This window comes from Aeromonas bestiarum (assembly GCF_028751155.1).
GTDB classification, from domain to species: Bacteria; Pseudomonadota; Gammaproteobacteria; order Enterobacterales; family Aeromonadaceae; genus Aeromonas; species Aeromonas bestiarum.
In genome coordinates, this window is the sequence record NZ_CP064746.1 from 3,901,409 (window position 1) to 3,925,000 (window position 23,592).

The window sequence follows — 23,592 nt, forward strand, 5'->3', positions numbered from 1 at the left end:
TCACGGCAAGGAGCCAGGATGCAGCACCCACAAGATCACTCCCAACTTGAGATAAGCGACGACAAGGGGCGACTCGACGTGCCCTTGATCCACCGATTTTTGTCCGAGGAGGCCTACTGGTGCCTCGGCATTCCGCTGGCGACGGTACAGAGAGCCATCAACCACTCCCTCTGTTTCGGCGGCTATGTCGCCGGTCAGCAGGTGGCCTTCGCCCGGGTCATCACGGACAGAGCGACTTTCGGCTACCTGGCCGATGTGTTCGTGCTGCCCGCCCATCGCGGCCGGGGTCACAGCAAGGCGCTGGTGGCGGCTATCCTGGCTCACCCTCAGTTGCAGGGGCTGCGCCGCCTCAGCCTGGCGACCTCGGATGCCCACGGCCTCTACGCCGACTTTGGCTTCGCGCCGCCGCGCAAACCGGCCAGCCTGATGGAAAAATACGATCCCGAGATCTATCTGCGCCCCTGAACAGGGCCACACAGCACTCGCCGGTTCATGCAGCTCGCCCCTGCGCTGTGACGCAGGGGCGAGACTGAGCCTGATGAGAGTACCTGCGAGCGACTCGCCCGTCGCACTGTGCCGAGCCGCTCGACAGTGCTAGATTGGCTGCCAGCATTTTCATTCACCCTGCAGATCCGTTAACCACAAGGACGGCAACCGTGGCCCAGCATTCAGCTTCTCTCTTCCTCCCCTCCTCTCTTCCACCCTTGCTGCAGGATCAGGCCCAACGCCAGTGGCAGCGGCTGGTCGAGCTGGCGCCCGACTATGATGCCCTGCCCGATGCGATTCGCCAGACCCTGCTGACCCTGCTCGGCCTCTCCGACTTCGTCTCCGATTCGCTCATCAAGCAGCCCGAGCTGCTGGCGCAGATCCTCGCCTCCGGGGATCTCGAACAGTCCGAACGCTGGCCTGCCTATCAGAGCGATCTGACTGCCCTGCTCGCCGAGGTGAGCGATGAAGAGGCGCTCAAGCGCACCCTGCGCCAATTCCGTCGTAGCCGCATGCTGGTGATCGCCTGGCGCGAGCTGCTGGGCCACGCCGTGGTGGAGGAGAGCTTTATCCACCTCACCAAGCTGGCGGATGCCCTCATCTGCTCCGCCCGCGACTGGCTCTACCAGAAGCAGTGCGGCGAGCTGGGCACCCCCATGGACGGGGATGGCAACCCGCAGCCGCTGCTCATCCTCGGCATGGGCAAGCTCGGCGGCGGCGAGCTGAATTTTTCCTCGGATATCGATCTCATCTTCACCTTCCCCGAGAACGGCTACACGGTCGGCGGACGGCGCGAGCTGGCCAACCAGCCCTTCTTCATCAAGCTGGGGCAGCGGCTGATCAACGCCCTCCACCAGCCCACCCAGGATGGTCAGGTGTTCCGGGTCGACATGCGGCTGCGCCCCTTCGGCGACGCGGGCCCGCTCGCCATCTCCTTTGCCGCCATGGAGGATTACTACCAGCACCACGGCCGCAACTGGGAGCGCTACGCCATGGTCAAGGCGCGGGTACTGGGGCCCCAGTGCGAGCACGCCGTTGCACTCGCCGAGATGCTGCGCCCCTTCGTGTTTCGCCGCTACATCGACTTCGGCGTCATCGACGGCCTGCGCCAGATGAAGGCGATGATAGCCGCCGAGGTGCGTCGCAAGGGGCTGGAGGGCAACATCAAGCTGGGGGCTGGCGGCATTCGCGAGGTGGAGTTTATCGCCCAGGCGCTGCAACTCATTCGCGGCGGCCGCGAACCCGCCCTGCGGGTGCGCCACCTGCCCGAGGCCCTCGCCGCCATCGCCCTGTGCGGCGCCCTTGAGGCTGAGCATTGCGACCGCTTGCTGGTGGCGTATCGCTTCCTGCGCCGGGTCGAGAATATTCTGCAGGAGATCGGCGATCAGCAGACCCAGACCCTGCCCACCGAGGAGCGGGATCGCCAGCGGCTCATCGCCTCCCTCGGCTTTACGGACTGGGGCGCCTTTATGGCTCATCTGGATGAGGAGATGGCCGCCGTCCATCAGGAGTTTGCCGCCGTTGTTGGCGAAGAGAAGGAGGCCCCCGCCCATCTGGAACAGCTCTGGCTCGATCTCTGGCGCACCGAACTCGATGCCGCCGAGCTGGAGAAATTGCTCATAGCGCAGGGCGTCAAGGATCCGGTTCCGCTCTGCGGTGCCCTGCTGCGCTTCAAGGAGGAGTACAAGCGCCGTCAGGTCGGCCCGCAGGGACGCATCGCCCTGGACTGGCTGATGCCGGAGCTGCTGCGACTGGTGGTCGCCAGCGAACAGCCCGCCCGCCTGTTCGAGCGGGTGTGCGAGCTGCTGACCCGCATCTTCACCCGCAGCGCCTATCTGCAGCTGCTGGCGGAGAATCCCGCCGCCCTGCGCCAGCTGGTGCGGCTGTGCGACGCCAGCCACCTGGTGAGCGAGCAGCTCGCCCGCTACCCCATCTTGCTGGATGAGCTGCTGGATCCCCAGCACCTCTACCACCCGACCCCGCTCGATCAGTACAAGCCCCAGCTGCGCCAGTTCCTGCTGCGCATCCCCGAGGAGGACGTGGAGCAGCAGATGGAGGCGCTGCGCCAGTTCAAGCAGGTGCAGTTGCTGCGCATCGTGGCGGCCGACATCGCCGGCGCCCTGCCGCTGATGAAGGTGAGCGACCACCTCACCTGGCTGGCGGAGGCGATCACCGAGGAGGTGGTCAATCAGGCCTGGGCCCAGATGAGCGAACGCTACGGGGTGCCACCCGAAGTGGCGGTGAGCGGCCAGCGCGGCTTCGCCGTGGTGGCCTACGGCAAGCTCGGCGGCATAGAACTGGGCTACGGCTCGGATCTGGATCTCGTCTTCCTGCACGGCGGCGATCCCAACAGCTATACAGACGGGCGCAAACCCATCGACAGCCGCCAGTTCTACCTGCGCCTCGCCCAGCGGATCCTGCACCTGTTCAGCACCCGCACTCCGTCCGGGATCCTCTACGAGATCGACATGCGGCTGCGCCCCTCCGGCGATTCCGGCCTGCTGGTCTCGTCGCTGTCGGCCTATGAGCAGTATCAACAGCACGAGGCCTGGACCTGGGAGCATCAGGCGCTGGTGCGGGCCCGCCCCATCTACGGGGACGAAGCGGTCATCGCCGACTTTGCCCGCATCCGCCGCGCCGTGCTGGCCAAAGAACGGGATCTGCCGACCCTGGCCAAAGAGGTGCGCGAGATGCGCCACAAGATGCGGGATCATCTGCTCAAGGCGGGCGCCGGGGAGTTCGACCTCAAGCAGTCCCCCGGCGGCATGGTGGATATCGAATTCATCGCCCAATATCTGGTGCTGGCCCACGCCAGTGGCGAGCCAGAGCCCCTCACCCGCTGGTCCGATAACGTGCGCATCTTCGATGAGTGCGTCATGGTGGGGGTGCTCACCCTAGAGCAGGCGGAGGGGCTGAAACAGGCCTATCTGGAGATCCGCAACCGGGGCCATCGCCTCAACCTCTCGGAGATCTCCCGCAAGGTGGGCGACGACCAGTTGCAGCCCGAGCGCGGCCATGTGCTGGCAGTCTGGCAACTGCTGTTGGGAGAGTGAAACAAGGCTCTGCTGGAGCAATGAAAAGGGGCGCTACAGCGCCCCTTTTCAATATGAATGTCAGCCCCTGGCCCAGTTTTCTTTCATATAACACTCAATAGCGGTGAGCTGGATCCTGTTTCAGGCATGCCAACCTTGGCATCGTATGGCACTTTGCTGAATATAAGCAGAGATAACCTGTGTCTATGTCATCACCCTGTTTCTGCCCCGATATGACGGGGATGAATATCGACTCAATAGTGCCAGCCCCAGTCTCCATGCAGAGAGGAAAAAATGGATTTTTCAGAACAGCTACAGAGTCTCGCCAAAAAGATTGCTCAACAGTCATCGATGATCACCACTGAAGAAGCAACCAAGAACGCGTTTGTCATGCCATTTCTCAACCGTGTACTCGGTTATGATGTGTTTGATCCCACGGAGGTGATTCCGGAATTCACCGCAGATACGGGAATCAAAAAAGGAGAGAAAGTTGACTACGCCATTCTCAAAGATGGACAGGTACAAATCCTGGTTGAGTGCAAAAAATACAGTGAAAAGCTGTCAGCCAAGCACTCGGGTCAACTCTTTCGCTATTTTTCAGTCACCAATGCTCGGATCGGCATTCTGACCAATGGTGCACAATATGAGTTCTATACAGATCTTGATGCGCCAAACAAAATGGATGAAAAACCATTTTTAACGCTGGATCTGGAAGATATCGATGAACACATAGTGCCTGAGGTATTGAAGCTGACCAAGACCTCCTTCGATGTTGAATCTGTGGTCGATGCAGCAGGAGAGCTAAAATACCTCAGCCAGATCAAGAAACTGCTAGCCGAGCAGTTTGGCTCGCCAGAAGAGGATTTTGTTAAGTTCTTTGCATCCCGGATCTATGACGGCGTACTTACCGCAAGGGTAAAACAGTCATTTACCGATATTACCAAGAAGGCTCTCAGCCAATTCCTCAATGACAGCATCAATGCCAGATTGAAATCTGCGATTGGTAGCAGTGTCAGCGCCTCGGCCATTCCACCTGCATTTGATAGTGCCACATCAAGCGATAACAATGAGCCTGAGACCAATAATGAAGAAAAATCTAAGATAGATACCAGCATTGAGGAAGTAGAAGGCTTCAACGTCGTCAAAGCTATCCTGAGACAACAATTTGATGTAACCAGGATCGCGGCAAGAGACACCCAGAGTTATTTTGGCATCCTGCTCGACGATAATAACCGCAAGCCGCTTTGCCGGTTACATTTCAATTCGAAGCAGAAATATCTTGGATTATTTGATGCCGATAAAAAAGAAACCCGGCATCCCATCGGCTCAATCGATGAAATATTCACCTTTGCCGACCAGTTACTGACAGCCACTGCCGTCTACGAATAATCTTGGTTTGGGGGCGGATTAATTCCGCCCCCTTTCAACCAAGTCTGCGCCAGATGCCTATCGCCCTCCGGCAAGGTCGATAAAGGTGCCGGTGGCGTAGGAGGCTTCATCCGACAACAGCCAGGCGATGGCGGCGGCCACCTCGGCCGGCTCACCACCCCGCTGCAGCGGGATCTGACTTTTCACCCTCTCCACCCGATCGGCTTCGCCGCCGTCGGCATGCATCTCAGTGTAGATAAAACCCGGACGCACCCCGTTGACCCGGATCCCCTGCGCCGCCACCTCCAGCGACAAGCCTCTGGTCAGCACGTCTATGGCCCCCTTGGAGGCGGCATAGTCCACGTATTCACCCGCCGCGCCGAGGCGAGCGGCGGCCGAGGAGACGTTGACGATGGCGCCGCCACGGGTCATGCGCCGCACCGCCTCCCGGCAGCAGAGAAAATAGCCGGTCACATTGGTGGTCAGGGTCTTGTTGATGCGCTCGGCGCTCATCTCCAGCACCTTCATCTGGGGCTGCAAGATGCCGGCGTTGTTGACCAGATGGGTGATCACCCCGAGCCGCGCGTCCATCTCCTCGAACAGGTGCACCACCTCGGCCTCGACGCTGATATCCGCCTGCACCGCTATGCAGTCGACCGGATGTTGCGCCCGGATCTCGGCCACCAGCGCCTCGGCAGCCTGCCGGTCACGCCGATAGTTGATGCAGAGGTGATAACCCTGCCCCGCCAGATGGCGGGCTGTGGCGGCTCCAATCCCCCGGCTGCCACCCGTGATCAGCACATTCCTGTTCATTGAACCTCCTTGTTCTTCACCCTGGCTACCGGTCAGGCAGTCAAGCCATGATCCATCACCCGCGTCACCAGCATCCGGTTGAACTGCTGGTACTCAGCGGGGTTGATGGGATTTGGGTAGCTCAGCACCCGCAGCCCGTGCCCCTGATAGTCGGGATGATAGGGCGGGTGCACATGGTCATGGTCGTTGAGGCAAAAGCCCAGCGACTGGTAGAAGCGCAGCCGCCGGATGGCAATCTCATCCTCTGGCGGGTCTATCTCCAGGATGACGGTGCACCCCGCCGTCTCGCAGAAGGCGGCGAGCAGGCGGGAGCCATGATTCTGGCCGCGCAGGGCCGGATTGATGGCCAGATGCTCGATATAGATCTGCTCGCCGCAGGCCCACCAGAAGATGAAGCCGAGCAGCACATCGCCTTGATAAAAGAGCTGACAGTGAAAGTGAGGATCCGCCATCTTGACCTGCTGATGCTGCGGCTGGCGTTGCTCGTAGCGCGGGAAGCTGCTGCCATAGATCTGCCAGACCAGAGGCCAGTCCGGATGGGATATCTCTCTCACGACTTCACTTCGGCTCATTCATCTACTCCTTGGTAAACCAACAGTGATATCACCTTTGGGCCAAGGCTACCTCCCTATTTTTAACCAGAAGCAACCGGGCTTTCTTGCTGCCAGCCCCATCTGACAGTGAACAGCCAGGCCCAGACACATGGACGAGCGGCAGCAAAGAGCCCGCTCGGGGCGGGCTCTGAATGGCAATGAAGAGGGGGATAACTACTTGAACAGCCCCTTGAGCAGCTGATCCGCCACCCCCTTGACGCCTTCGCTGTCGGCCTTGTCCCCCAGCAATTTTTTCAGGCCACGCTCGGCCTCCTTGCGGGCCTTCTCCTCCAGCAGCTTGTTGTTGCCGAGCAAGGCTTTCACGTCGAGCCGGTAGCTGGGAGCCTGCCAGTGACCGCCGATGCGCACCGGTATGGTGATCTCTTTGAGCTCATCCACATCCTTGCCGCCCTGGCCCTTGCTGCTCTCGACGATGGAGGTGAGGAACAGGAAATCCAGGGTTTCCGGCACCAGAGCTGTCTGGCCCTCGCCTTTCACCCGCAGGGCCGGGGCAAACAGCTGGATGTCGTCGGTGCGGGCCACGCCGTTGGCAATCTGGAAGCTGGCGGTAAGGGCGCTGAAGTCGGTCTTGCGGGCCTCCTTGACCTGCTCGGCCCCCTTGCCGGTCAGGGTGGCCCGCGCCTCGCGGATCATCTCCGCCAGGTTGATGCCGTGCAGGGCACCATCGCTCAGCTTGAGGCTCACCTTGCCCTGCATCCGGCTGCGCAGCGCCTGCTCGGAGAGGCCACTACCTTGTACCTGCACCTCGAGATCTCCCTTGCCCTCCAGCAGATCGCTCTGGGCCAGGGTCTGCAGCAACGGGCGCACATTCACCCCCTGCACCCGCTTGTGTACCTGGTAGCGGGCAGGTTGCTGACGGGCATCGAGCACGCCGTTCGCCGTCACCTGACCGCCGGCCACGCCGGCGCTGAACTGCTTGAGGCTGAGCTGGCCACCCGCCAGCGCCAGCTGCAGATCGACGGCGCTCAAGTCCAGTCCCTTCAGCCGCAGGCTGCCCAGTTGCAGCCGACCGGCCAGATCAAACGCCTTGAGGGCGCTCAGATCCGGCTCCACCGCCGAGAGTGCCTGGGCCAGCTTGGGGGCGGCCCCCTTGTCTGTCGCCTTCGCGGGAGCCGAAGGCGCTGACGCTGCGGCCTGGGTCGCTGCCGGTTTGCCGAGCCAGGCGTCGAGATCCAGCTTGTCGCCCTTGAGATCGAAGTCGACCCTGGGCACGTCGCCGAGCCGCACAACTCCCTCCCCGCTCAGCAGTGTCTTGTCGGCATCCAGCACCAGCTTGCTCAGGGTGATGGTCTGCTTGTCGAGCTCGGCGCGGGCAAAGCCGGCCAGCTTGAGATCCAGTTGCGGGCGCGGCAAAGCCGAGCCTTGCAGCTTGGCGGCCAGCACCGCATCCGACACTTCCAGCAGTTGCTGTCCCTGATCGAGCCGCGCCTTGAGGGTCCCCTCCAGGGAACCGGCCAGAGTCGGCTGGTCTGCCGCTCCCTGAGCGCCCTGCAGACTGAGCGTGAGGCTGCTCCACTGCCCCAGTGCCAGCCGGTCGGCCTTGAGGGAGAAGGCATCGAGCCGCTGCGTCGGCGCACTCAGGCTGCCGCTCAGGCTGAGATCCTTGAGTTCGCTGGCTGTCTCCTCCCGGGCCAGCTTGAGCTGAGTCTGTCCCTTGATATCGAAGGCAAGATCCCCGCGCGCGCCCCTGGCGGCCAGGGTCACAGGCACCCACTGATCCACCACCAGCTGACCCAGGTTGAGGTCGAGCTGTTCGAGGCGGGAGACTGTGCCGTCGCGATCGTCCTGCAGCAGGGCGCTGGCCTGCTCCAGCACCACACCCTGCAAGCTGATCTGCCAGGTCTGGCCATTACCCGCAGGGGGCTGGCTCTGGCCACCTGGCGCGGGCTCGCTGCCCTTGGCAGCCTCGGACGCCTTGATGAGATCGCTCAGGTTGGAGCTGCCATCGGCCTTGGTCTGGATGAAGAGGTGTGCCCCGTTCAGCGTCACCTCGCCAATCTCCAGCCGGTGGGAGAGCAGCGGCAGCAGGGCCACCGAGGCCTGGCCCAGCTCGAAGCGCACCAGATCCGGCTCGGCAAAACCGGCCGGGTTGCGCAGCGCCACCTGCTCGAGGGAGAGACCCAGGCTTGGCCAGAAACGCCAGCCGATATCCCCTTGCATCACCAGTTCGCGGCCCGTGCTCTTGCGCACCTGCTCCACCAGCTGGGGCTTGAACTGATTGGGGTCGATCAGGCTCACCAGAGCGACTATGGATACCAGGGCGGCCAGCGCAAGCCCCAGCAGTATGTAGATGATCTTCTTCACGATGGACTCCTTGAATGCTGATCCTGTGACTGACTATACCACCGGGGGCGCGGCGGATGGCCCCCGCCGCCCGAAACCGGATGGCGGCGAGACAGGGATGGTCGCAGCCGGGGGCTGACAACAAAAAGGGCCCCGCAGGGCCCTGATCTCAGGGGATGACCGGCAACTACCGGTAACCCATCTCGCCTGGGTCATGGTTGGCGCGGCAGTTGCCGGTAACCCATCTCGTACAAGGTGAAGGCATAGATGTCCGCACTCTGCTCGATCAGCTTGGCCACCGGCGTGCCCGCCCCGTGCCCGGCGTTGGTCTCGATGCGGATGAGCTGGGGATGGGGGCCTGCGTCGTCAGCCTGCAGGGTGGCGGCAAACTTGAAGGAGTGGGCCGGCACCACACGGTCGTCGTGATCCGCCGTGGTCACCAGGGTCGAGGGGTAGCTGACCCCGCCCCGGACGCTGTGTAGCGGCGAGTAGCCCTTCAGGTAGTCGAACATGGCCTCGCTGTCGGCGCTGGTGCCATAGTCGTAGGCCCAGCCAGCCCCGGCAGTGAAGGTGTGGTAGCGCAGCATGTCGAGCACCCCCACTGCCGGCAGGGCGACCCGCATCAGATCCGGGCGCTGGGTCATGACGGCTCCCACCAGCAGACCGCCGTTGGAGCCGCCTCTGATGGCCAGCCGGTCGGTGCGGGTGTAACCCTCGGCCTTGAGGTACTCGGCCGCGGCGATAAAGTCGTCGAACACGTTCTGCTTGTTCATCCTGGTGCCCGCCAGGTGCCAGGCCTGGCCGTACTCGCCACCGCCACGCAGGTTGGCCACCGCATAGACGCCCCCCAGATCCAGCCAGTTGGCGACCGAGACGCTGAAGCTCGGGGTCAGGCTCACGTCGAAGCCGCCATAGCCGTAGAGGATGGTCGGGTTGCTGCCATCGAGTTTCAGCCCCTTGCGGTAGCTGACGATGAGCGGCACCCTGGTGCCGTCCTTGCTCCGGTAGAAACGCTGCTCAGAGACATAATCCTCCGGTTTGAACGGGGCAGCCGAGGCGCGATAGAGGCTGATGGCCCCGCTGTTGGGCTCGAACTTGTAGAGAGTCGGCGGCTGGGCGTAGTTCTCGAAGCCGAAGTAGAGGGCGGGATCATCCTGCTTGCCGTTGAAGCCGCTCACGCTGCCAAGTCCCGGCAGCGCCACCTCGCGCACCCGCTTGCCGTCATGGTCGAACTGTTCGACCCGGGCGGTGGCGTCCACCATGTACTCGGCGAACAGGTAGCCGCTGCCGCTGTGCACCGTCAGCACCTGCTGACGCTCCGGGATGAGATCGCGCCACTGCTCGGGGCCAGGATTGTCCGCCTCCACAGTCACCAGCCGGCGGTTGGGGGCATCCCGGTTGGTCAGCAGGTAAAGCCTGCTGCCCTTGTTGTCCACCAGGTTCACGTCTGCAGCCAGATCCCCCTGCACCGTCAGCAGCGGGGCTCCCTCCCGGGTCAGGTCCTTCACATAGAGGCGGTTGCCCGAGGTGGAGTCCGCCGCCGAGATGAGAAGGTAGCGATCATCCTCGGTCACGGTCGCCCCCACGTAGCGGTGTTGCTGGGCCGGGATGGCGCCGAACACCAGGCGGTCCTCCTCCTGCGCCGTGCCGAGCCGGTGGAAGTAGAGCTTGTGCTGATCTGTCCTGGCCGACAGCTCGCTGCCGTCCGGCTTGTCGTAGCTCGAGTAGAAGAAGCCCTCGTTGCCAAGCCAGCTGATGCCGCTGAACTTCACGTCCTTGAGGGGCACTTCCAGCGGCTGTTTGCTCTCCACGTCCATCAGGTGGATCTCGCGCCAGTCGCTGCCGGCCAGCGACAGGGAGTAGGCCAGCGTCTTGCCGTCACGGGAGAAGCTCAGCTGATCCAGCGCCGTGGTGCCATCGGGGCTGAGCAGGTTGGGATCGAGGAACACCTCGGCCGGCTTGCCCGCCAGCTGGCGCCACAGCACGTTCTGGTTCTGCAGGCCGTCGTTCTTGAAGAAGTAGTGGTAGCGCCCCTCGCGAAACGGCGCCCCCTCCTTGGCGTAGTTCCAGGAGGCGGCCAGCTTGCCCTTGATGGCATCGCGAAACGGGATCTCAGCCAGATAACCCTGAGTCACCCGGTTCTGGGCCCTGACCCAGGCTTCGGTCTCCGGGCTGCGATCATCCTCCAGCCAGCGGTAGGGATCGGCCACGGCCTGGCCGAAGTAGTGGTCCAGCTGCTCGCTCTGGCGGGTAACGGGGTAGTGAAGGCGCGCTTTCCCTGACATGGCATCCTCTTTGGTTGACTGGCCGCTGCAGGCACTCAGCAGTGACAGGGCCAGCAGGCTGACAATGGCTCGCATCGATGCGGCTCCCTGCGGTGTCGGTGAAACAGGCAGGGTAGCAAAGAGTGCCGGATGGCCCAACCCCCCACAGGCTTGGCTGGCGGATGCCACTTCCCTCTGAGCCGACACTGGCATGGCTGAACGGAGTCATATGAATTTTTTCGCTTAAGTTTGCCACTTTATTTTGTTTGTTATCCGGCACTTGGGTCACAGGATGGAATAAGCAACTGACTCAGACGACTCATTCAGGATAAAGCATGCCGTACAGCTACCTATCACATCTGCGTTGCAGCAAGACAGGCGAGATCCATGATGCCGACCAGCCCCAGCAACTGAGCCAGGCAGGGGCGCCTTTGCTGGCAAGCTATGATCTCGAGGCTCTGAAGCAGGCCTGGCGCCCCACCGACCTGTTGGGCCGTCCCGCCAGCCTGTGGCGCTATCACGAGCTGCTGCCGGTACGCGATCCCGCTCACGTCGTCACCCTGGGGGAAGGGCTCACCCCGCTCTTGCCCCTGCCCACCCTGGGCAAGCAGATCGGCATACCGGATCTCTGGATGAAAGACGAGAGCATCATACCCACAGGATCCTTCAAGGCCCGCGGCGCCGCGGTCGGCATCTCCCGTGCCCGCGAACTCGGCATCGCGCATTTCGCCATGCCCACCAACGGCAATGCCGGTGCGGCCTGGGCGCTCTACGGTGCCCGCGCCGGGTTGCGCAGCACCATAGTCATGCCACAGGCGGCCCCCGCCATCACCCGGCTGGAAACCTCATTGGCCGGTGCCCGCCTCTATCTGGTGGATGGCCTCATCAGCGACGCCGGTCGCCAGGTCGCCCAGGCGGTGGCGGAGCAGTCCCTGTTCGATGCATCCACCCTGAAGGAGCCCTATCGGATCGAGGGCAAGAAGACCATGGGACTGGAGATAGCCGAGCAATTCGGCTGGACCCTGCCGGACGTGATCCTCTACCCAACCGGTGGCGGCGTCGGCCTCATCGGCATCTACAAGGCGCTGCTGGAGTTGCAGGAACTGGGCTGGATCAAGGGCGACCTGCCCCGGCTGGTGGCGGTGCAGGCGAGCGGCTGCGCGCCCATAGTGCAGGCCTGGCAGCAGGGGGAGCGCGAGTCGCGCTTCTGGCCCGACTCCCAGACCCTGGCCTTCGGCATCAATGTGCCCAAGGCGCTGGGGGATTTTCTGGTGCTGGACGCCCTCTATCGCACCGAGGGTTGCGCCATCGCCGTGGATGAGCGGGCGATTAGCGCCGAGATCCGCCAGCTCGCCTCCCGGGAGGGCAGCTTCGTCTGCCCGGAGGGGGCGGCCGCCTTCGCCGCCGCCCGTCAGCTGCGCGAAACGGGCTGGATCCGGGAGGGCGAGCGGGTGGTGGTGCTCAACACGGGTGCCGGCATCAAGTACCCGGACGCCATCACAGTGCTGTCCCAGCGGCTGCGCCGTGACGGGAGGATACCGGCATGAGCTTCGACTGGTCCTTTGTCCTCACCACGCTGCCGGCATTTGGCAAGTCGATCTGGGTCACGCTGCAGCTCGGCGCCATAGTGATCCTCACTTCGCTCGCTGTGGCTCTGCTCAACGTGACCCTGCTGAGCCTGCACAGGCCCTGGCTGAACAGGGTGATCCGCACCTATGTGGAGCTGGCCCGCAACACGCCGCTCTTGATCCAGCTGTTCTTTCTCTACTTTGGGCTGCCGGCGCTGGGGTTGTCGCTGTCCGGCTTTGCCACTGCGGTGATCGCCATGACCTTCCTCGGCGGCGGCTATCTGACAGAGGCGCTGCGGGCCGGGGTGCAGGCGGTGCCCCACAGCCAGCTGGAGGCGGGCCGGGCCATAGGTCTCTCCCGCTGGCAGTTGCTGCGCCACGTGCAGCTGCCCCAGGCCTGGCTCGCCAGCCTGCCGGCGCTGTTTGCCAATTTCATCTTTCTGCTCAAAGAGACGACAGTGGCCTCGGCGGTGGCCGTGCCCGAGCTGCTCTACACCACCAAGAACTACATAGCCCTCTACTACAAGACCTACGAGATGCTGGCTGTGCTGACCCTGATGTGCGTGCTGATCTTCCTGCCGCTGTCCCTCGCCCTGCGGGTCGTTGAAAGGAGGCTGCAACATGGTCAGTTCGGTCACTGAGTTATCTGGACTGAGGCTGTCTTCGATGAGGGAGCAGATCGCCCCATCATCGTCATCACTCGCCCCGCGAGCCTCGAAAAGGAGGGTTCAATATGGCCGGTTCGGTTACTGAGTTGTTGACGCAGGCGCTGCCTCTGCTGGCCATTGGCGCAGGCCAGACCCTCGCCATCTCGCTGCTCGCCATCCTGTTCGCCACCCTGGGCGGCGTCGCTTACGGCGTGCTGGCGCAACAGGGAGGCCGGTTGGTTCGAGGGCTGCTGCGGGTTTATCTGGAGCTGTTTCGGGTGGTGCCCGTGCTGGTGTGGCTCTACCTCTTCTTCTTCGGGTTGCCGATCTTCTTCGGCCTCGATATTCCGGCCTTCTGGTGCGCCGTGCTGGTGCTCGCCCTCTGGGGCGCCAGCGAGGTGGGGGAGGTGGTGCGCGGCGGCCTGGGATCCCTGGCCCGTGGTCAACAGGAGGCCGGGCTGGCGCTCGGGCTCTCGACCTGGCAGCTCTATCGCCACGTGCTGCTGCCCCAGGCGTTGCAGCGGCTGACGCCGCCGACCATCAACATCTATACCCGCATCATCAAGACCAGCTCGCTGGCGGTGCTGATCGGGGTGGTGGAGGTGATCAAGGTGGGCCAGCAGATCATAGAGCGCACCTATGCCTCCGTGCTCATCTACGGCCTGCTGTTTCTGTTCTTCTTATCGGTCTGCTATCCGCTCTCGCTCGCCTCGCGCCGGCTGGAGCAAAAATGGGGTAATGCGGTATGACACCTCTGCTTGAACTCAATGCTGTCAGCAAACAATTCGGCCAAAACCGAGTACTGGACGAGGTCAGCCTCACGGTGAACCCAGGGGAAGTGATCGTCATCCTGGGGCCGAGTGGCTGCGGCAAGAGCACCCTGCTGCGCACCCTCAACGGGCTCGAGCCGATTCAGGGGGGCGAGATCCGCTTCGACGGCGTGCTGCTGGATGGTGCCACCGACTGGCAACGGGTACGCCAGCGCATCGGCATGGTGTTCCAGAGCTATCACCTCTTCCCCAACCTGACGGTGCTGGAGAACGTGCTGCTCGGCCCCCTTCAGGTGCAAAAACGGGAGCGGCAGGAGGCCCTGCTGCAAGCGGAGCAGCTGCTGACCCGCATCGGCCTGTGGGAGCGGCGTCACGACTATCCGCGCCAGCTCTCCGGCGGCCAGCAGCAGCGCATCGCCATAGTGCGGGCCCTGTGCATGAACCCCCAGGTGATGCTGTTTGACGAGGTGACCGCCGCCCTGGATCCCGAGATGGTACAGGAGGTGCTGGAGGTGATCCGGGATCTCGCCGGCAGCGGCATGACCCTGCTCATCGTCACCCACGAGCTGGCGTTTGCCCAGGCGGTGGCGGATCGCATCGTCTTCATGGATGGCGGCCACATTCTGGAGCTGGGCGCCCCCCACCAGTTCTTCGATAACCCGAGGAGCCAGCGTGCACGCCAGTTCCTCGCCAAGTTTTCTTATACAAATGTCATCAAACGAAAGGAGTCAGCATGAAAAAAATCACCTCGGTTCTGTTCAGTGCCCTGATAGGGCTGGGTATCGCCAGCGGCGCCGCCCAGGCGGCGGACGGTTCCCTCGCCAAGATCAAGGCCCGCGACAAGCTCATCGTCGGCGTCTTCACCGACAAGCCGCCGTTTGGCTACGTGGATGAGAAGGGGAACTACGTGGGCTTTGACACGGATCTCGGCCGCCGCTTCGCCAAGGATCTGCTGGGGGATGAAAACAAGATCGAATTCGTGGCGGTCGAGCCCGCCAGCCGCATCCCCTTCCTGCAGAGCGACAAGGTGGATCTGATCCTCGCCAACATGACGGTGACCCCGGAGCGGCGTCAGGTGGTGGATTTCACCAACCCGAACCTGCGAGTGGCGGTACAGGTGCTGGTGCCGGAGAAGAGTGCCGCCAAGGGGCTGGACGATCTCGCGGACAAGACCCTGATCGTCACCACTGGCACCACGGCCGACATCTGGCTGACCCGCAACCACCCGGACTGGAAGGTACTCAAGTTCGAGAAGAACACCGAATCCCTGCAGGCCCTGGCCCAGGGTCGTGGCGATGCCTACGCCCAGGACAACCTGGTGCTGTTCAGCTGGGCCAAGGAGAACCCGGGCTATCGCGTTCTGCCCCAGAAGCTGGGCTCGGAAGATCCGATCGCACCGGCGGTGAAGAAGGGCAATATCGAGCTGCGTGACTGGGTCAACGACCGTCTCGCCAAGCTGGGGGAAGAGAAGTACCTGCTCAAGCTGTATGACCAGTATGTGCGCGACAAGTTGAGCGCCGATACAAATCCCAACGACGTGATAGTGGAAGGAGGCAAGTGGCAGGGCTGAGCCTGCCAGAAGTGCTGAGAGTGTGAAGTGTGTGAAGTCTTGGTTCCGTTGGTCCGCAAACCGCAAGGTTTGACCTTTCAGGCGTCCCCCTCGGGTGGCGCCTTTTTTTCGCATGGGAAAAAGAACCGGGCCACGGGGCCCGGTTGAAAACCCGCGCAGAGCAGGCTGTGTCACGTCGATGACACTGTTCAGGCTGCCGGACTGGCACAGGGTGCCGTCTGGCCAATCCGCCCCGGGTGCAGAAGAGGGATGAACTCCCGCCCCCGCAGGCGAATGGGGTGGCGCGCCAAGGCGCCTAAGAGTGTGCTTACTCCCGCTCCAGCGCGTGGATAGGGTCCATCCGCGCCGCCCGCCGCGCCGGGAAGAAGCCGAACAACACGCCAATAAGGCTGGAGCAGAGGAAGGCCGCCAGCACGGCGCCCAGGGAGTAGCTCATGGCAAACTGGCTGCTGAAGTGCGCGAACAAGACGCCAACCAGCAGGGCGAGCAGCACACCGGCCACCCCGCCCAGCAGGCAGACCAGTACCGCCTCGATCAGAAACTGCTGCATGATGTCGCCGGCACTGGCCCCCACCGCCATCCGCACGCCGATCTCGCGGGTACGCTCGGTCACCGACACCAGCATGATGTTCATCACCCCTATGCCTCCCACCACCAGGGAGATGAGCGCTATCATGGCGATCAGCAGGGTCAGGGTGGCATTGGTGCTGGTGATGGTCTGGCGGATGCTGTCGGTATTGAGCACGAAGAAATCCTGAGTGCCGTGGCGCTGGCGCAGCAGCCGGGTGAGGCCGTCCTCGGCGGCGGCCAGCGCCACCTCATCCCGTACCCGCACGCTGATGCTGCGCAGATGGCTCTGGCCCAGCATCCGCTTCATGGCCGTGGTGTGGGGGATCCAGACGTTGAGGTTCTCATCGCTGCCAAACCCGCTCTGATTGCGGGCCACCACACCTATCACCCGGCACGGCAGTGTGCCCAGCAGGATCACCTGCCCGAGCGGCGACTCCCCCGCCGCGAACAGCCGATCCCGGCTGCTCGCGTCTATCACCACCTCCTGCGCCAGGCTGGCCACGCTGGCGGCATCGAACAACATGCCCTGCAGCAGCCGATAGCCGCGCACCTGGAAGAACTGCTCCCCCACCCCGTTTACCGTGCCTGAGACCGCCTGACTGCCCCGGCGCAGGGTAGCGCTGGTGGTCAGGCTGGGGGTCACGCTGTGCACGTAGTCGAGCCTGGTCAGGGCGTCGGCATCCTCGGCTCTCAGGGTCTGGATCGCCTCGGCCCGCCGATCACCGAAGCCGCTGCCGGGGAAGATCTCCAGGGTGCTGGTGCCCATGGCGCTGATGTTGGCCAGCACCTGCTGCTGGGAGCCGCGCCCCAGCGCCACCACGGAAACCACGGAGGCGATGCCGATGATGATGCCGAGCATGGTGAGGAAGGTGCGCATCCGCTGGGCCTGCATGGCCAGCAGCGCCATCTTGAAGGCGGCGCCGAGCCGCCCGGCCAGAGCGCTGCGTCCCTCGGTGTCGGCACGGGGAGTGGTTGGCGCAGGGGACGGCGGTGCCGGCTCGCGACGACGGTCGGCCACCACCGCCCCGTCTTTGAGCTCTATGATCCGCTCGGCCTGTTCGGCGATCGCCATGTCGTGGGTCACCAGCACCAGCGTGTGGCCCTGCCGATGCAGCGCGCCCAGGATGGCGAGCACCTCGGCGCCGCTCTGGCTGTCGAGGGCACCGGTCGGTTCGTCCGCCAGGATGACCTGACCGCCGTTGATGAGGGCGCGGGCAATGCTGACCCGCTGCTGCTGGCCGCCGGAGAGCTGGCTCGGCTTGTAGTCGAGCCGGCTGCCGAGCCCAAGCCGCTGCAGCAGACTCTCGGCCCGCGCCTTGCGTGCATCGCCGGCCAACCCGGCATAGAGGGCGGGCAGCGCCACGTTGTCGCGGGCACTGAGATCACCCAGCAGGTGGTAGCGCTGAAAGATGAAACCGAAGTGCTCGCGGCGCAGGGTCGCCAGCGCATCGGCCGTCAGCCGGCCCGCCTCCCGTCCGGCCACCCGATAGCTACCCTCACTCGGCTGATCCAGGCAGCCCAGAATATTGAGCAGGGTCGATTTGCCGGAGCCGGAGGCGCCGACGATGGCCACCATCTCGCCCCGTGCTATGGTCAGATCGATCCCCTTGAGCACCTCGACGCGCCGCTCTCCGTCACCAAAATGGCGGCGGATCCCGCTCAGTTGCAGCAGTGGTTCCCTCATGGTCACATCCCCATCGGCGGGCCCATCCGCCCGCTCTGCTGGTGCTGGGCCGTCAGCTGGCTCACCACCACGGCCTCCCCGGCGGCCAACCCCGCCAGGATCTGGGCATCCACCTTGTTGTTGAGGCCCACCTTCACCTGCCGCCATTGGGGCTGGCCCGCACCATCCACTACCTGCACCCTGTCACCGCTCAGGGCGATGGCCGGGATCACCAGGGCGTTGCGCTCGGTCGCCAGCACTATGTGCACCTGGGCCGTCATGCCGATGCGCAGAGCCCCTTCAGGGTTCTCCACCTCGAACAGACCGTGGTAGTAGACGGCCGTGCTGGTCGAACTGCTGCTGGTCGTGTCGTCGTTGATGGTGTCGGGGGCGGGCTCGATGGCGCGCAGACGGGCCTGGTAGCGCTGCTCGGGCGCCCCCAGCACGGTGAAATAGCTGGGCAGGCCGGCCTTCACCCTGATCACGTCCGCCTCCGAGATCTGCGCCTCCACCGTCATGGTATCGAGCCGCGCCACCTTGACCATGGTCGGAGTACTCTGCACCGCGTTGACCGTCTGCCCCTGCTCCACCGGGATCGCCACTATGGTGCCCGCCATGGGGGAGACAATGCGGGTATAACCCAGATTCACTCTGGCGGTGTCCACCGCGATGTGGGCCTGCACCGCCTGCGCCGTCAGCGCCCGGATGTCGGCACGCGTCGCCGTCAGGGTCGCCTCCGCGCTGTCGTAGTCGGCCTGACTGCCCAATCCCCGGGCCAGCACCTTGCGCTGGCGCTCGAAGGCCAGCTGGTTGTTGCGCAAAGTTGCTTGGCGCGAGGCCAGCTGGGCCTGCACGTTGTCGAGGGCGGCTTCGGCATCCTTGAGGGCGTTCTGCTGGGTGAGATCGTCGATCTCGACCAGCAGATCACCCTGCTTCACCTCGTCCCCCAGCGCCACGTGCAGCGCCTTGATCTGCCCCGACACCTGCGCCCCCACGCTCACCAGCTTCTGGGCCTGCAGAGTGCCGTCGGCCAGCACGCTCTGCTCCAGATCCCGCCGCTCGACCGGGGCCGTGATGTAAGAGGCAGTTGGTGCCGCAGTGGAAGGCAGCAACAGCCAGCCGGCACCGACCAGCACCAGGGCGGGCAGCAGCAGGCGAACAACGGGGAGACGGACACGGGCCATCGCGGATATCCTTGGCTAAAACAGAGGGTGAAACAGACCCGGGCAATCTACTCCAATGTCCGGTTAAGCCTCTTGCAGGGCAGTGTAAGGATTGCGTAAAAGCAGCTGTCAGGCGGAGACGGACACGGGAAAATGGCGCCAGCCCGAGACGGAGAAGAGCGATGAAGATCCTGCTGGTGGACGATGATCTGGAGCTTGGCATCATGCTGAGCGAATACCTGGCTGGCGAAGGCTTTGCCACCACCCATGTGCTGACCGGCAAGAGCGGCGTACAACACGCCCTCTCCGGCAACTATGCCGCCGTGGTGCTAGACATCATGCTGCCTGATCTGAATGGCAGCGAGGTGCTGCGCCACATTCGCCGCGACAGCCGGATCCCCGTCATCATGCTCACCGCCAAGGGGGACAACATCGATCGAGTGATCGGGCTGGAGATGGGGGCCGATGACTATGTGCCCAAGCCCTGCTACCCGCGGGAACTGGTGGCCAGGCTGAGGGCCGTGCTGCGCCGGGTCGAGCCTGCCCCCGCCCATCCGGGCAAAGAGCAGGGCCTGCGCCTTGGCGAGCTGGTGCTCTCCCCCGCCACCCGTCAGTGTCACTGGCAGGCGCAGCCGCTGGAGTTGACCGCCACCGAGTTCAACCTGCTGGAACTGCTGCTGCGCTCGCCGGAGCGAGTGGTCAGCAAGGATGAGCTCTCCCTGCACGGGCTCGGCCGCCCGCGCGAGCCCTATGATCGCAGCGTCGACGTGCACATCTGCAATATCCGCCAGAAGCTGCAGGCTCTGGCGGGTGAAGCCATCGGCATCGAGACGGTGCGCAGCATAGGATACCGGCTGGCATGATCCTCAAGGGGCGCCTGTTCTGGAAGATCCTGTTCGGCTTCTGGTTCACCATCATCATGATGAGCCAGCTGCTGTGGGTGGCGTTCAGCCTCTATCGCCACGAAGGGCCGCCAGAGCAGCGGATGGCAAGTCAGCTGGCCGAGCGTCATCTGGCAACCGCCGCCAGCCTGTTGCAGCGGCAGGGACCGGCTGCGGTTGCGGCCCTGCAGGCCAGCTGGCCGGCACGGGAACGAAGGCTGCTGCAGCTTGAACCGGTCACAGCAGAGCAATCCACAACACAGGGCGGCCGCATCCTGCTGGGAGCCGATGGCCAGCACTACCGGCTCGACTACGACAGTGCCGGCCTGCAGCAGTTGCTGGCACCACCCCAGCCCCGCCGCAACTGGCTCAACATGCCACCGCCCATGTGGTGGATCGGCGGGCTTGGCGGCCTCTTCTTCAGCGCCCTGCTCGCCTGGCACCTGACCCGCCCCATGAACCGCTTCCGGCAGGGATTCGAGCGCCTCGCCCAGGGGGATCTGGCAGTGCGCCTCTACCCCGCCATGCGGCGGCGCCACGACGAGATCAGCGATGCGGCCCGCGACTTCGATGCCATGGCCGAGCGGCTGCAACTGCTGGTGGAGAGCCGTGAGCAGCTGCTGCACGACGTCTCTCACGAGCTGCGCTCCCCCCTTGCCAGGTTGCAGCTGGCCATCGGCCTCGCTCAGCAGGATCCGGCCAGGATCGCGGGATCCCTCGCGCGGATCCAGCTCGAGACCCAGCGCATGGACAAGATGATCGGCGAGCTTCTGACCCTCACCCGCGCCGGCCATGGCGAGCGGGACAGTGAGGAGTATTACGATCTGCAGGGACTGGTCGACGCCGTGGTGAGCGATGCCCGCTACGAGGCGCAGCACATGGGCGTCGAGATCAAAACCTGGGTGGATGAGACCCAGGAATACACGGTCTGTGGGCAGGCGGAGCTGATCCGCCGGGCCCTCGACAACGTGCTGCGCAATGCTCTGCGCTTCTCGCAAGCGGGCCAGACCATCCGCCTGACCCTGATGCGGCAGGGCGACGAGTTCATCGTCGAGGTGGCGGATCAGGGGATGGGGGTGGATGAGAGCAAGCTCTCCAGCATCTTCGATCCCTTCGTGCGGATCGGCTCCCCTGCGGCAGGCAAGGGTTATGGGCTGGGCCTTGCCATCACCCGCAAGGCGATCCAGGCCCAGGGCGGGCGGGTCGAGGCCAGAAACGGTGAAGAGGGTGGCCTCATCGTCAGCCTCCACCTGCCGGGCTAGCTGCTCCGCCCTGTCATCACTGCTATCGGTTAGCCCCGCAGCCGCTGCAATTGACTGATGGCGGCGCCGGTAGAGCGGAAAGCAAACTCGGTAGGGGCAAGGCCGGCCAGCTTGCGCCACTCGCAGGCAGCCACATCGTCGGCCGCCACCACAGCAGGCTTGTCTGCCAACTCCAGCAGAAAGACGGTGTCGCAGGTGTGATAGGTCACATCGTCATAGGGATAGACGTTGGCATAAGAGCCCAGGTAGTGCGGCGTCTCCCCCGTCAGATCCAGCCCCAGTTCCTCCTTGAGCTCCCTCACCAAGGCTTCCTCCAGCGATTCGCCGGGATCGACGAAGCCGCCCGGCAGATCCAGCAAGCCCCGGCCGGGATCACGGGCCCGCACCGCGACCAGCAGCTCGTCCTGCCAGCACAGCGCCACCATCACGGCCGACGCCACATTCTGGAAATAGTGAAAACCACAGCCACAGGCAAACTCTTTCTCGCTGCGCTGTTGCAGCGATCCGGAACCACAACGCGGACAAAGCATAGGGTGACTCCCATCTGACACCAAAGGTGCATTGTATGCCGAACCCCATCCCTGATGGAAAGCCTTGAGGCACAACCCCCATGACGTGATAAATCCGCAGGGTATAAAAGAGGGAAAGGGCAATTCAGGAGAAGTGAAACGAAAAAAAGCCCAGTCTTTCGACTGGGCTTCTTGTTTTTGGCGGAGCGGACGGGACTCGAACCCGCGACCCCCGGCGTGACAGGCCGGTATTCTAACCGACTGAACTACCGCTCCGCTGTCTGGTTAGCTTTTTGCTAAATTGTCTGCCGCTTCATTGAGGTGTCATCCTCGCAGCCGGCTATGTGTTTTCACATCACCGTTTAATTGGGTGCCTGGCAGTGTCCTACTCTCGCATGGCGAATGCCACACTACCATCGGCGCTACCGCGTTTCACTTCTGAGTTCGGCATGGGATCAGGTGGTTCCACGGCGCTATGGCCGCCAGGCAAAATCTTCAATCCAGAAAGCTGACGTGAATAACGACTGATGCCTTGGGCTTCGTCGCTATCACTGAATTAGGTAAGTAGTTCATGCACTTGCTACAAGTCTCAGAACACTTCTTGGGTGTTGTATGGTTAAGCCTCACGGGTAATTAGTATGGGTTAGCTCAACACGTCGCCGCGCTTACACACCCCACCTATCAACGTTGTGGTCTCCAACGGCCCTTTAGGACCCTCAAGGGGTCAGGGATGACTCATCTCAGGGCTCGCTTCCCGCTTAGATGCTTTCAGCGGTTATCGATTCCGAACTTAGCTACCGGGCAGTGCCACTGGCGTGACAACCCGAACACCAGAGGTTCGTTCACTCCGGTCCTCTCGTACTAGGAGCAACTCCCTTCAATCATCCAACGCCCACGGCAGATAGGGACCGAACTGTCTCACGACGTTCTGAACCCAGCTCGCGTACCACTTTAAATGGCGAACAGCCATACCCTTGGGACCGACTTCAGCCCCAGGATGTGATGAGCCGACATCGAGGTGCCAAACACCGCCGTCGATATGAACTCTTGGGCGGTATCAGCCTGTTATCCCCGGAGTACCTTTTATCCGTTGAGCGATGGCCCTTCCATTCAGAACCACCGGATCACTATGACCTACTTTCGTACCTGCTCGACCTGTCCGTCTCGCAGTTAAGCTGGCTTATGCCATTGCACTAACCTCCTGATGTCCGACCAGGATTAGCCAACCTTCGTGCTCCTCCGTTACTCTTTGGGAGGAGACCGCCCCAGTCAAACTACCCACCAGGCACTGTCCGCGATCCCGATTCAGGGACCTGCGTTAGAACATCAAACATACAAGGGTGGTATTTCAAGGACGGCTCCAGCGCAACTGGCGTCACGCCTTCAAAGCCTCCCACCTATCCTACACATGTAGGTTCAATGTTCAGTGCCAAGCTGTAGTAAAGGTTCACGGGGTCTTTCCGTCTAGCCGCGGGTACACCGCATCTTCACGGCGAATTCGATTTCACTGAGTCTCGGGTGGAGACAGCATGGCCATGGTTACACCATTCGTGCAGGTCGGAACTTACCCGACAAGGAATTTCGCTACCTTAGGACCGTTATAGTTACGGCCGCCGTTTACCGGGGCTTCGATCAAGAGCTTCGCTTGCGCTAACCCCATCAATTAACCTTCCGGCACCGGGCAGGTGTCACACCCTATACGTCCACTTTCGTGTTTGCAGAGTGCTGTGTTTTTGATAAACAGTCCCAGCCATCTGGTCACTGCGACTCCCAACTGCTCCATCCGCAAGGGACTTCACTGTCAAGAGCGAACCTTCTCCCGAAGTTACGGTTCTATTTTGCCTAGTTCCTTCACCCGAGTTCTCTCAAGCGCCTTGGTATTCTCTACCCGACCACCTGTGTCGGTTTGGGGTACGATGACTTGTAATCTGAAGCTTAGAGGCTTTTCCTGGAAGCAGGGCATCAATGGCTTCACCACCGTAGTGGCTTCGTCTCGTGTCTCAGTGTTGTGTCTCCGGATTTGCCTAGAAACACCACCTACGCACTTTCACCAGGACAACCGTCGCCTGGCCCACCTAGCCTTCTCCGTCCCCCCATCGCAATTACAAGTCGTGCAGGAATATTAACCT

17 protein-coding genes, 1 tRNA gene and 2 rRNA genes (1 of these 20 running past the window's edge) are annotated in these 23,592 nt (G+C 63.0%); 10 read left to right on the top strand and 10 right to left on the bottom strand.

From position 1 onward, the window contains the following. Nucleotides 1-18 precede the first annotated feature (18 nt). The 3 genes from IU367_RS17940 to IU367_RS17950 all read left to right on the top strand — a co-directional run bounded on the left by IU367_RS17940 (nt 19) and on the right by IU367_RS17950 (nt 4,907). Nucleotides 19-465 (top strand): GNAT family N-acetyltransferase, encoded by a 447-nt coding sequence (locus IU367_RS17940; protein ID WP_043142230.1) that lies wholly within the window; start codon nt 19-21, stop codon nt 463-465. Nucleotides 466-656: 191 nt separating this feature from the next. Further along, entirely contained in the window at nt 657-3,539 is a 2,883-nt protein-coding gene (glnE, locus tag IU367_RS17945; RefSeq protein ID WP_274452612.1) for a bifunctional [glutamate--ammonia ligase]-adenylyl-L-tyrosine phosphorylase/[glutamate--ammonia-ligase] adenylyltransferase, read from the top strand. Between the two features lie 273 nt (nt 3,540-3,812). After that, on the top strand, nt 3,813-4,907 hold the full coding sequence (locus tag IU367_RS17950) for a type I restriction endonuclease (protein WP_098980718.1): 1,095 nt from the start codon (nt 3,813-3,815) through the stop codon (nt 4,905-4,907). Between the two features lie 57 nt (nt 4,908-4,964). Here the strand turns inward: IU367_RS17950 and IU367_RS17955 are convergent, their stop codons facing one another. The 4 genes from IU367_RS17955 to IU367_RS17970 form a co-directional block, all read right to left on the bottom strand. After that, a complete protein-coding gene (locus IU367_RS17955) occupies nt 4,965-5,699 on the bottom strand; it encodes an SDR family oxidoreductase (RefSeq protein ID WP_274452613.1) in 735 nt (244 codons plus the stop codon). 32 nt (nt 5,700-5,731) lie between these two features. Next, on the bottom strand, nt 5,732-6,271 hold the full coding sequence (locus IU367_RS17960; protein ID WP_043142235.1) for a GNAT family N-acetyltransferase: 540 nt from the start codon (nt 6,269-6,271) through the stop codon (nt 5,732-5,734). A gap of 195 nt (nt 6,272-6,466) precedes the next feature. Then, nucleotides 6,467-8,617 carry an AsmA family protein gene (locus IU367_RS17965; protein ID WP_274452614.1) on the bottom strand — a complete coding sequence of 717 codons (2,151 nt, stop codon included), beginning with the start codon at nt 8,615-8,617 and terminating at the stop codon, nt 6,467-6,469. Nucleotides 8,618-8,808: 191 nt separating this feature from the next. Continuing rightward, nucleotides 8,809-10,956, bottom strand: a complete 2,148-nt coding sequence (locus IU367_RS17970) for a prolyl oligopeptidase family serine peptidase (protein WP_274452615.1) — start codon at nt 10,954-10,956, stop codon at nt 8,809-8,811. Nucleotides 10,957-11,195: 239 nt separating this feature from the next. On the opposite strand from IU367_RS17970, the gene IU367_RS17975 reads away from it, so the two are divergent. The 5 genes from IU367_RS17975 (at nt 11,196) to IU367_RS17995 (ending at nt 15,415) form a co-directional block, all read left to right on the top strand. Then, nucleotides 11,196-12,407: a threonine synthase gene (locus IU367_RS17975; RefSeq protein WP_274452616.1), complete on the top strand. Its 1,212-nt coding sequence runs from the start codon at nt 11,196-11,198 to the stop codon at nt 12,405-12,407. Continuing rightward, nucleotides 12,404-13,069 carry an amino acid ABC transporter permease gene (locus IU367_RS17980; protein WP_274452617.1) on the top strand — a complete coding sequence of 222 codons (666 nt, stop codon included), beginning with the start codon at nt 12,404-12,406 and terminating at the stop codon, nt 13,067-13,069. Before IU367_RS17975 ends, IU367_RS17980 begins: the two co-directional genes overlap by 4 nt. A gap of 92 nt (nt 13,070-13,161) precedes the next feature. Further along, nucleotides 13,162-13,824 (top strand): amino acid ABC transporter permease, encoded by a 663-nt coding sequence (locus tag IU367_RS17985; RefSeq protein ID WP_043142248.1) that lies wholly within the window; start codon nt 13,162-13,164, stop codon nt 13,822-13,824. Then, entirely contained in the window at nt 13,821-14,582 is a 762-nt protein-coding gene (locus tag IU367_RS17990; RefSeq protein ID WP_274452618.1) for an amino acid ABC transporter ATP-binding protein, read from the top strand. Before IU367_RS17985 ends, IU367_RS17990 begins: the two co-directional genes overlap by 4 nt. Then, complete coding sequence (locus IU367_RS17995; protein ID WP_274452619.1) at nt 14,579-15,415, top strand: transporter substrate-binding domain-containing protein; 837 nt, start codon at nt 14,579-14,581, stop codon at nt 15,413-15,415. The genes IU367_RS17990 and IU367_RS17995 overlap by 4 nt, the downstream gene beginning before the upstream one ends. Nucleotides 15,416-15,722: 307 nt before the next feature. Here the strand turns inward: IU367_RS17995 and IU367_RS18000 are convergent, their stop codons facing one another. Next, nucleotides 15,723-17,669, bottom strand: a complete 1,947-nt coding sequence (locus IU367_RS18000; RefSeq protein ID WP_274452620.1) for a MacB family efflux pump subunit — start codon at nt 17,667-17,669, stop codon at nt 15,723-15,725. 2 nt (nt 17,670-17,671) lie between these two features. Beyond that, nucleotides 17,672-18,832, bottom strand: coding sequence for an efflux RND transporter periplasmic adaptor subunit (locus IU367_RS18005; RefSeq protein ID WP_274452622.1), 1,161 nt, complete (start codon nt 18,830-18,832; stop codon nt 17,672-17,674). 161 nt (nt 18,833-18,993) lie between these two features. Between IU367_RS18005 and IU367_RS18010 the strand changes: the two genes are divergently transcribed. Then, nucleotides 18,994-19,674, top strand: a complete 681-nt coding sequence (locus IU367_RS18010) for a response regulator transcription factor (RefSeq protein ID WP_274452624.1) — start codon at nt 18,994-18,996, stop codon at nt 19,672-19,674. After that, the gene (locus tag IU367_RS18015) at nt 19,671-20,954 is read left to right on the top strand and encodes a HAMP domain-containing sensor histidine kinase (RefSeq protein ID WP_274452626.1); all 1,284 of its coding nucleotides are present in this window, start codon (nt 19,671-19,673) and stop codon (nt 20,952-20,954) included. The genes IU367_RS18010 and IU367_RS18015 overlap by 4 nt, the downstream gene beginning before the upstream one ends. Before the next feature lie 29 nt (nt 20,955-20,983). On the opposite strand, the gene IU367_RS18020 is transcribed toward IU367_RS18015, so the two are convergent. The 4 genes from IU367_RS18020 to IU367_RS18035 form a co-directional block, all read right to left on the bottom strand. Beyond that, on the bottom strand, nt 20,984-21,484 hold the full coding sequence (locus IU367_RS18020; RefSeq protein WP_274452628.1) for an NUDIX hydrolase: 501 nt from the start codon (nt 21,482-21,484) through the stop codon (nt 20,984-20,986). Nucleotides 21,485-21,662: 178 nt separating this feature from the next. Further along, nucleotides 21,663-21,739 (bottom strand) — tRNA-Asp (locus tag IU367_RS18025). Nucleotides 21,740-21,835: 96 nt separating this feature from the next. Next, nucleotides 21,836-21,950: ribosomal RNA gene (gene rrf / locus IU367_RS18030) — 5S ribosomal RNA — on the bottom strand. Between the two features lie 125 nt (nt 21,951-22,075). Beyond that, nucleotides 22,076-23,592, bottom strand: a 23S ribosomal RNA gene (locus IU367_RS18035); it runs 1,373 nt beyond the window's last position.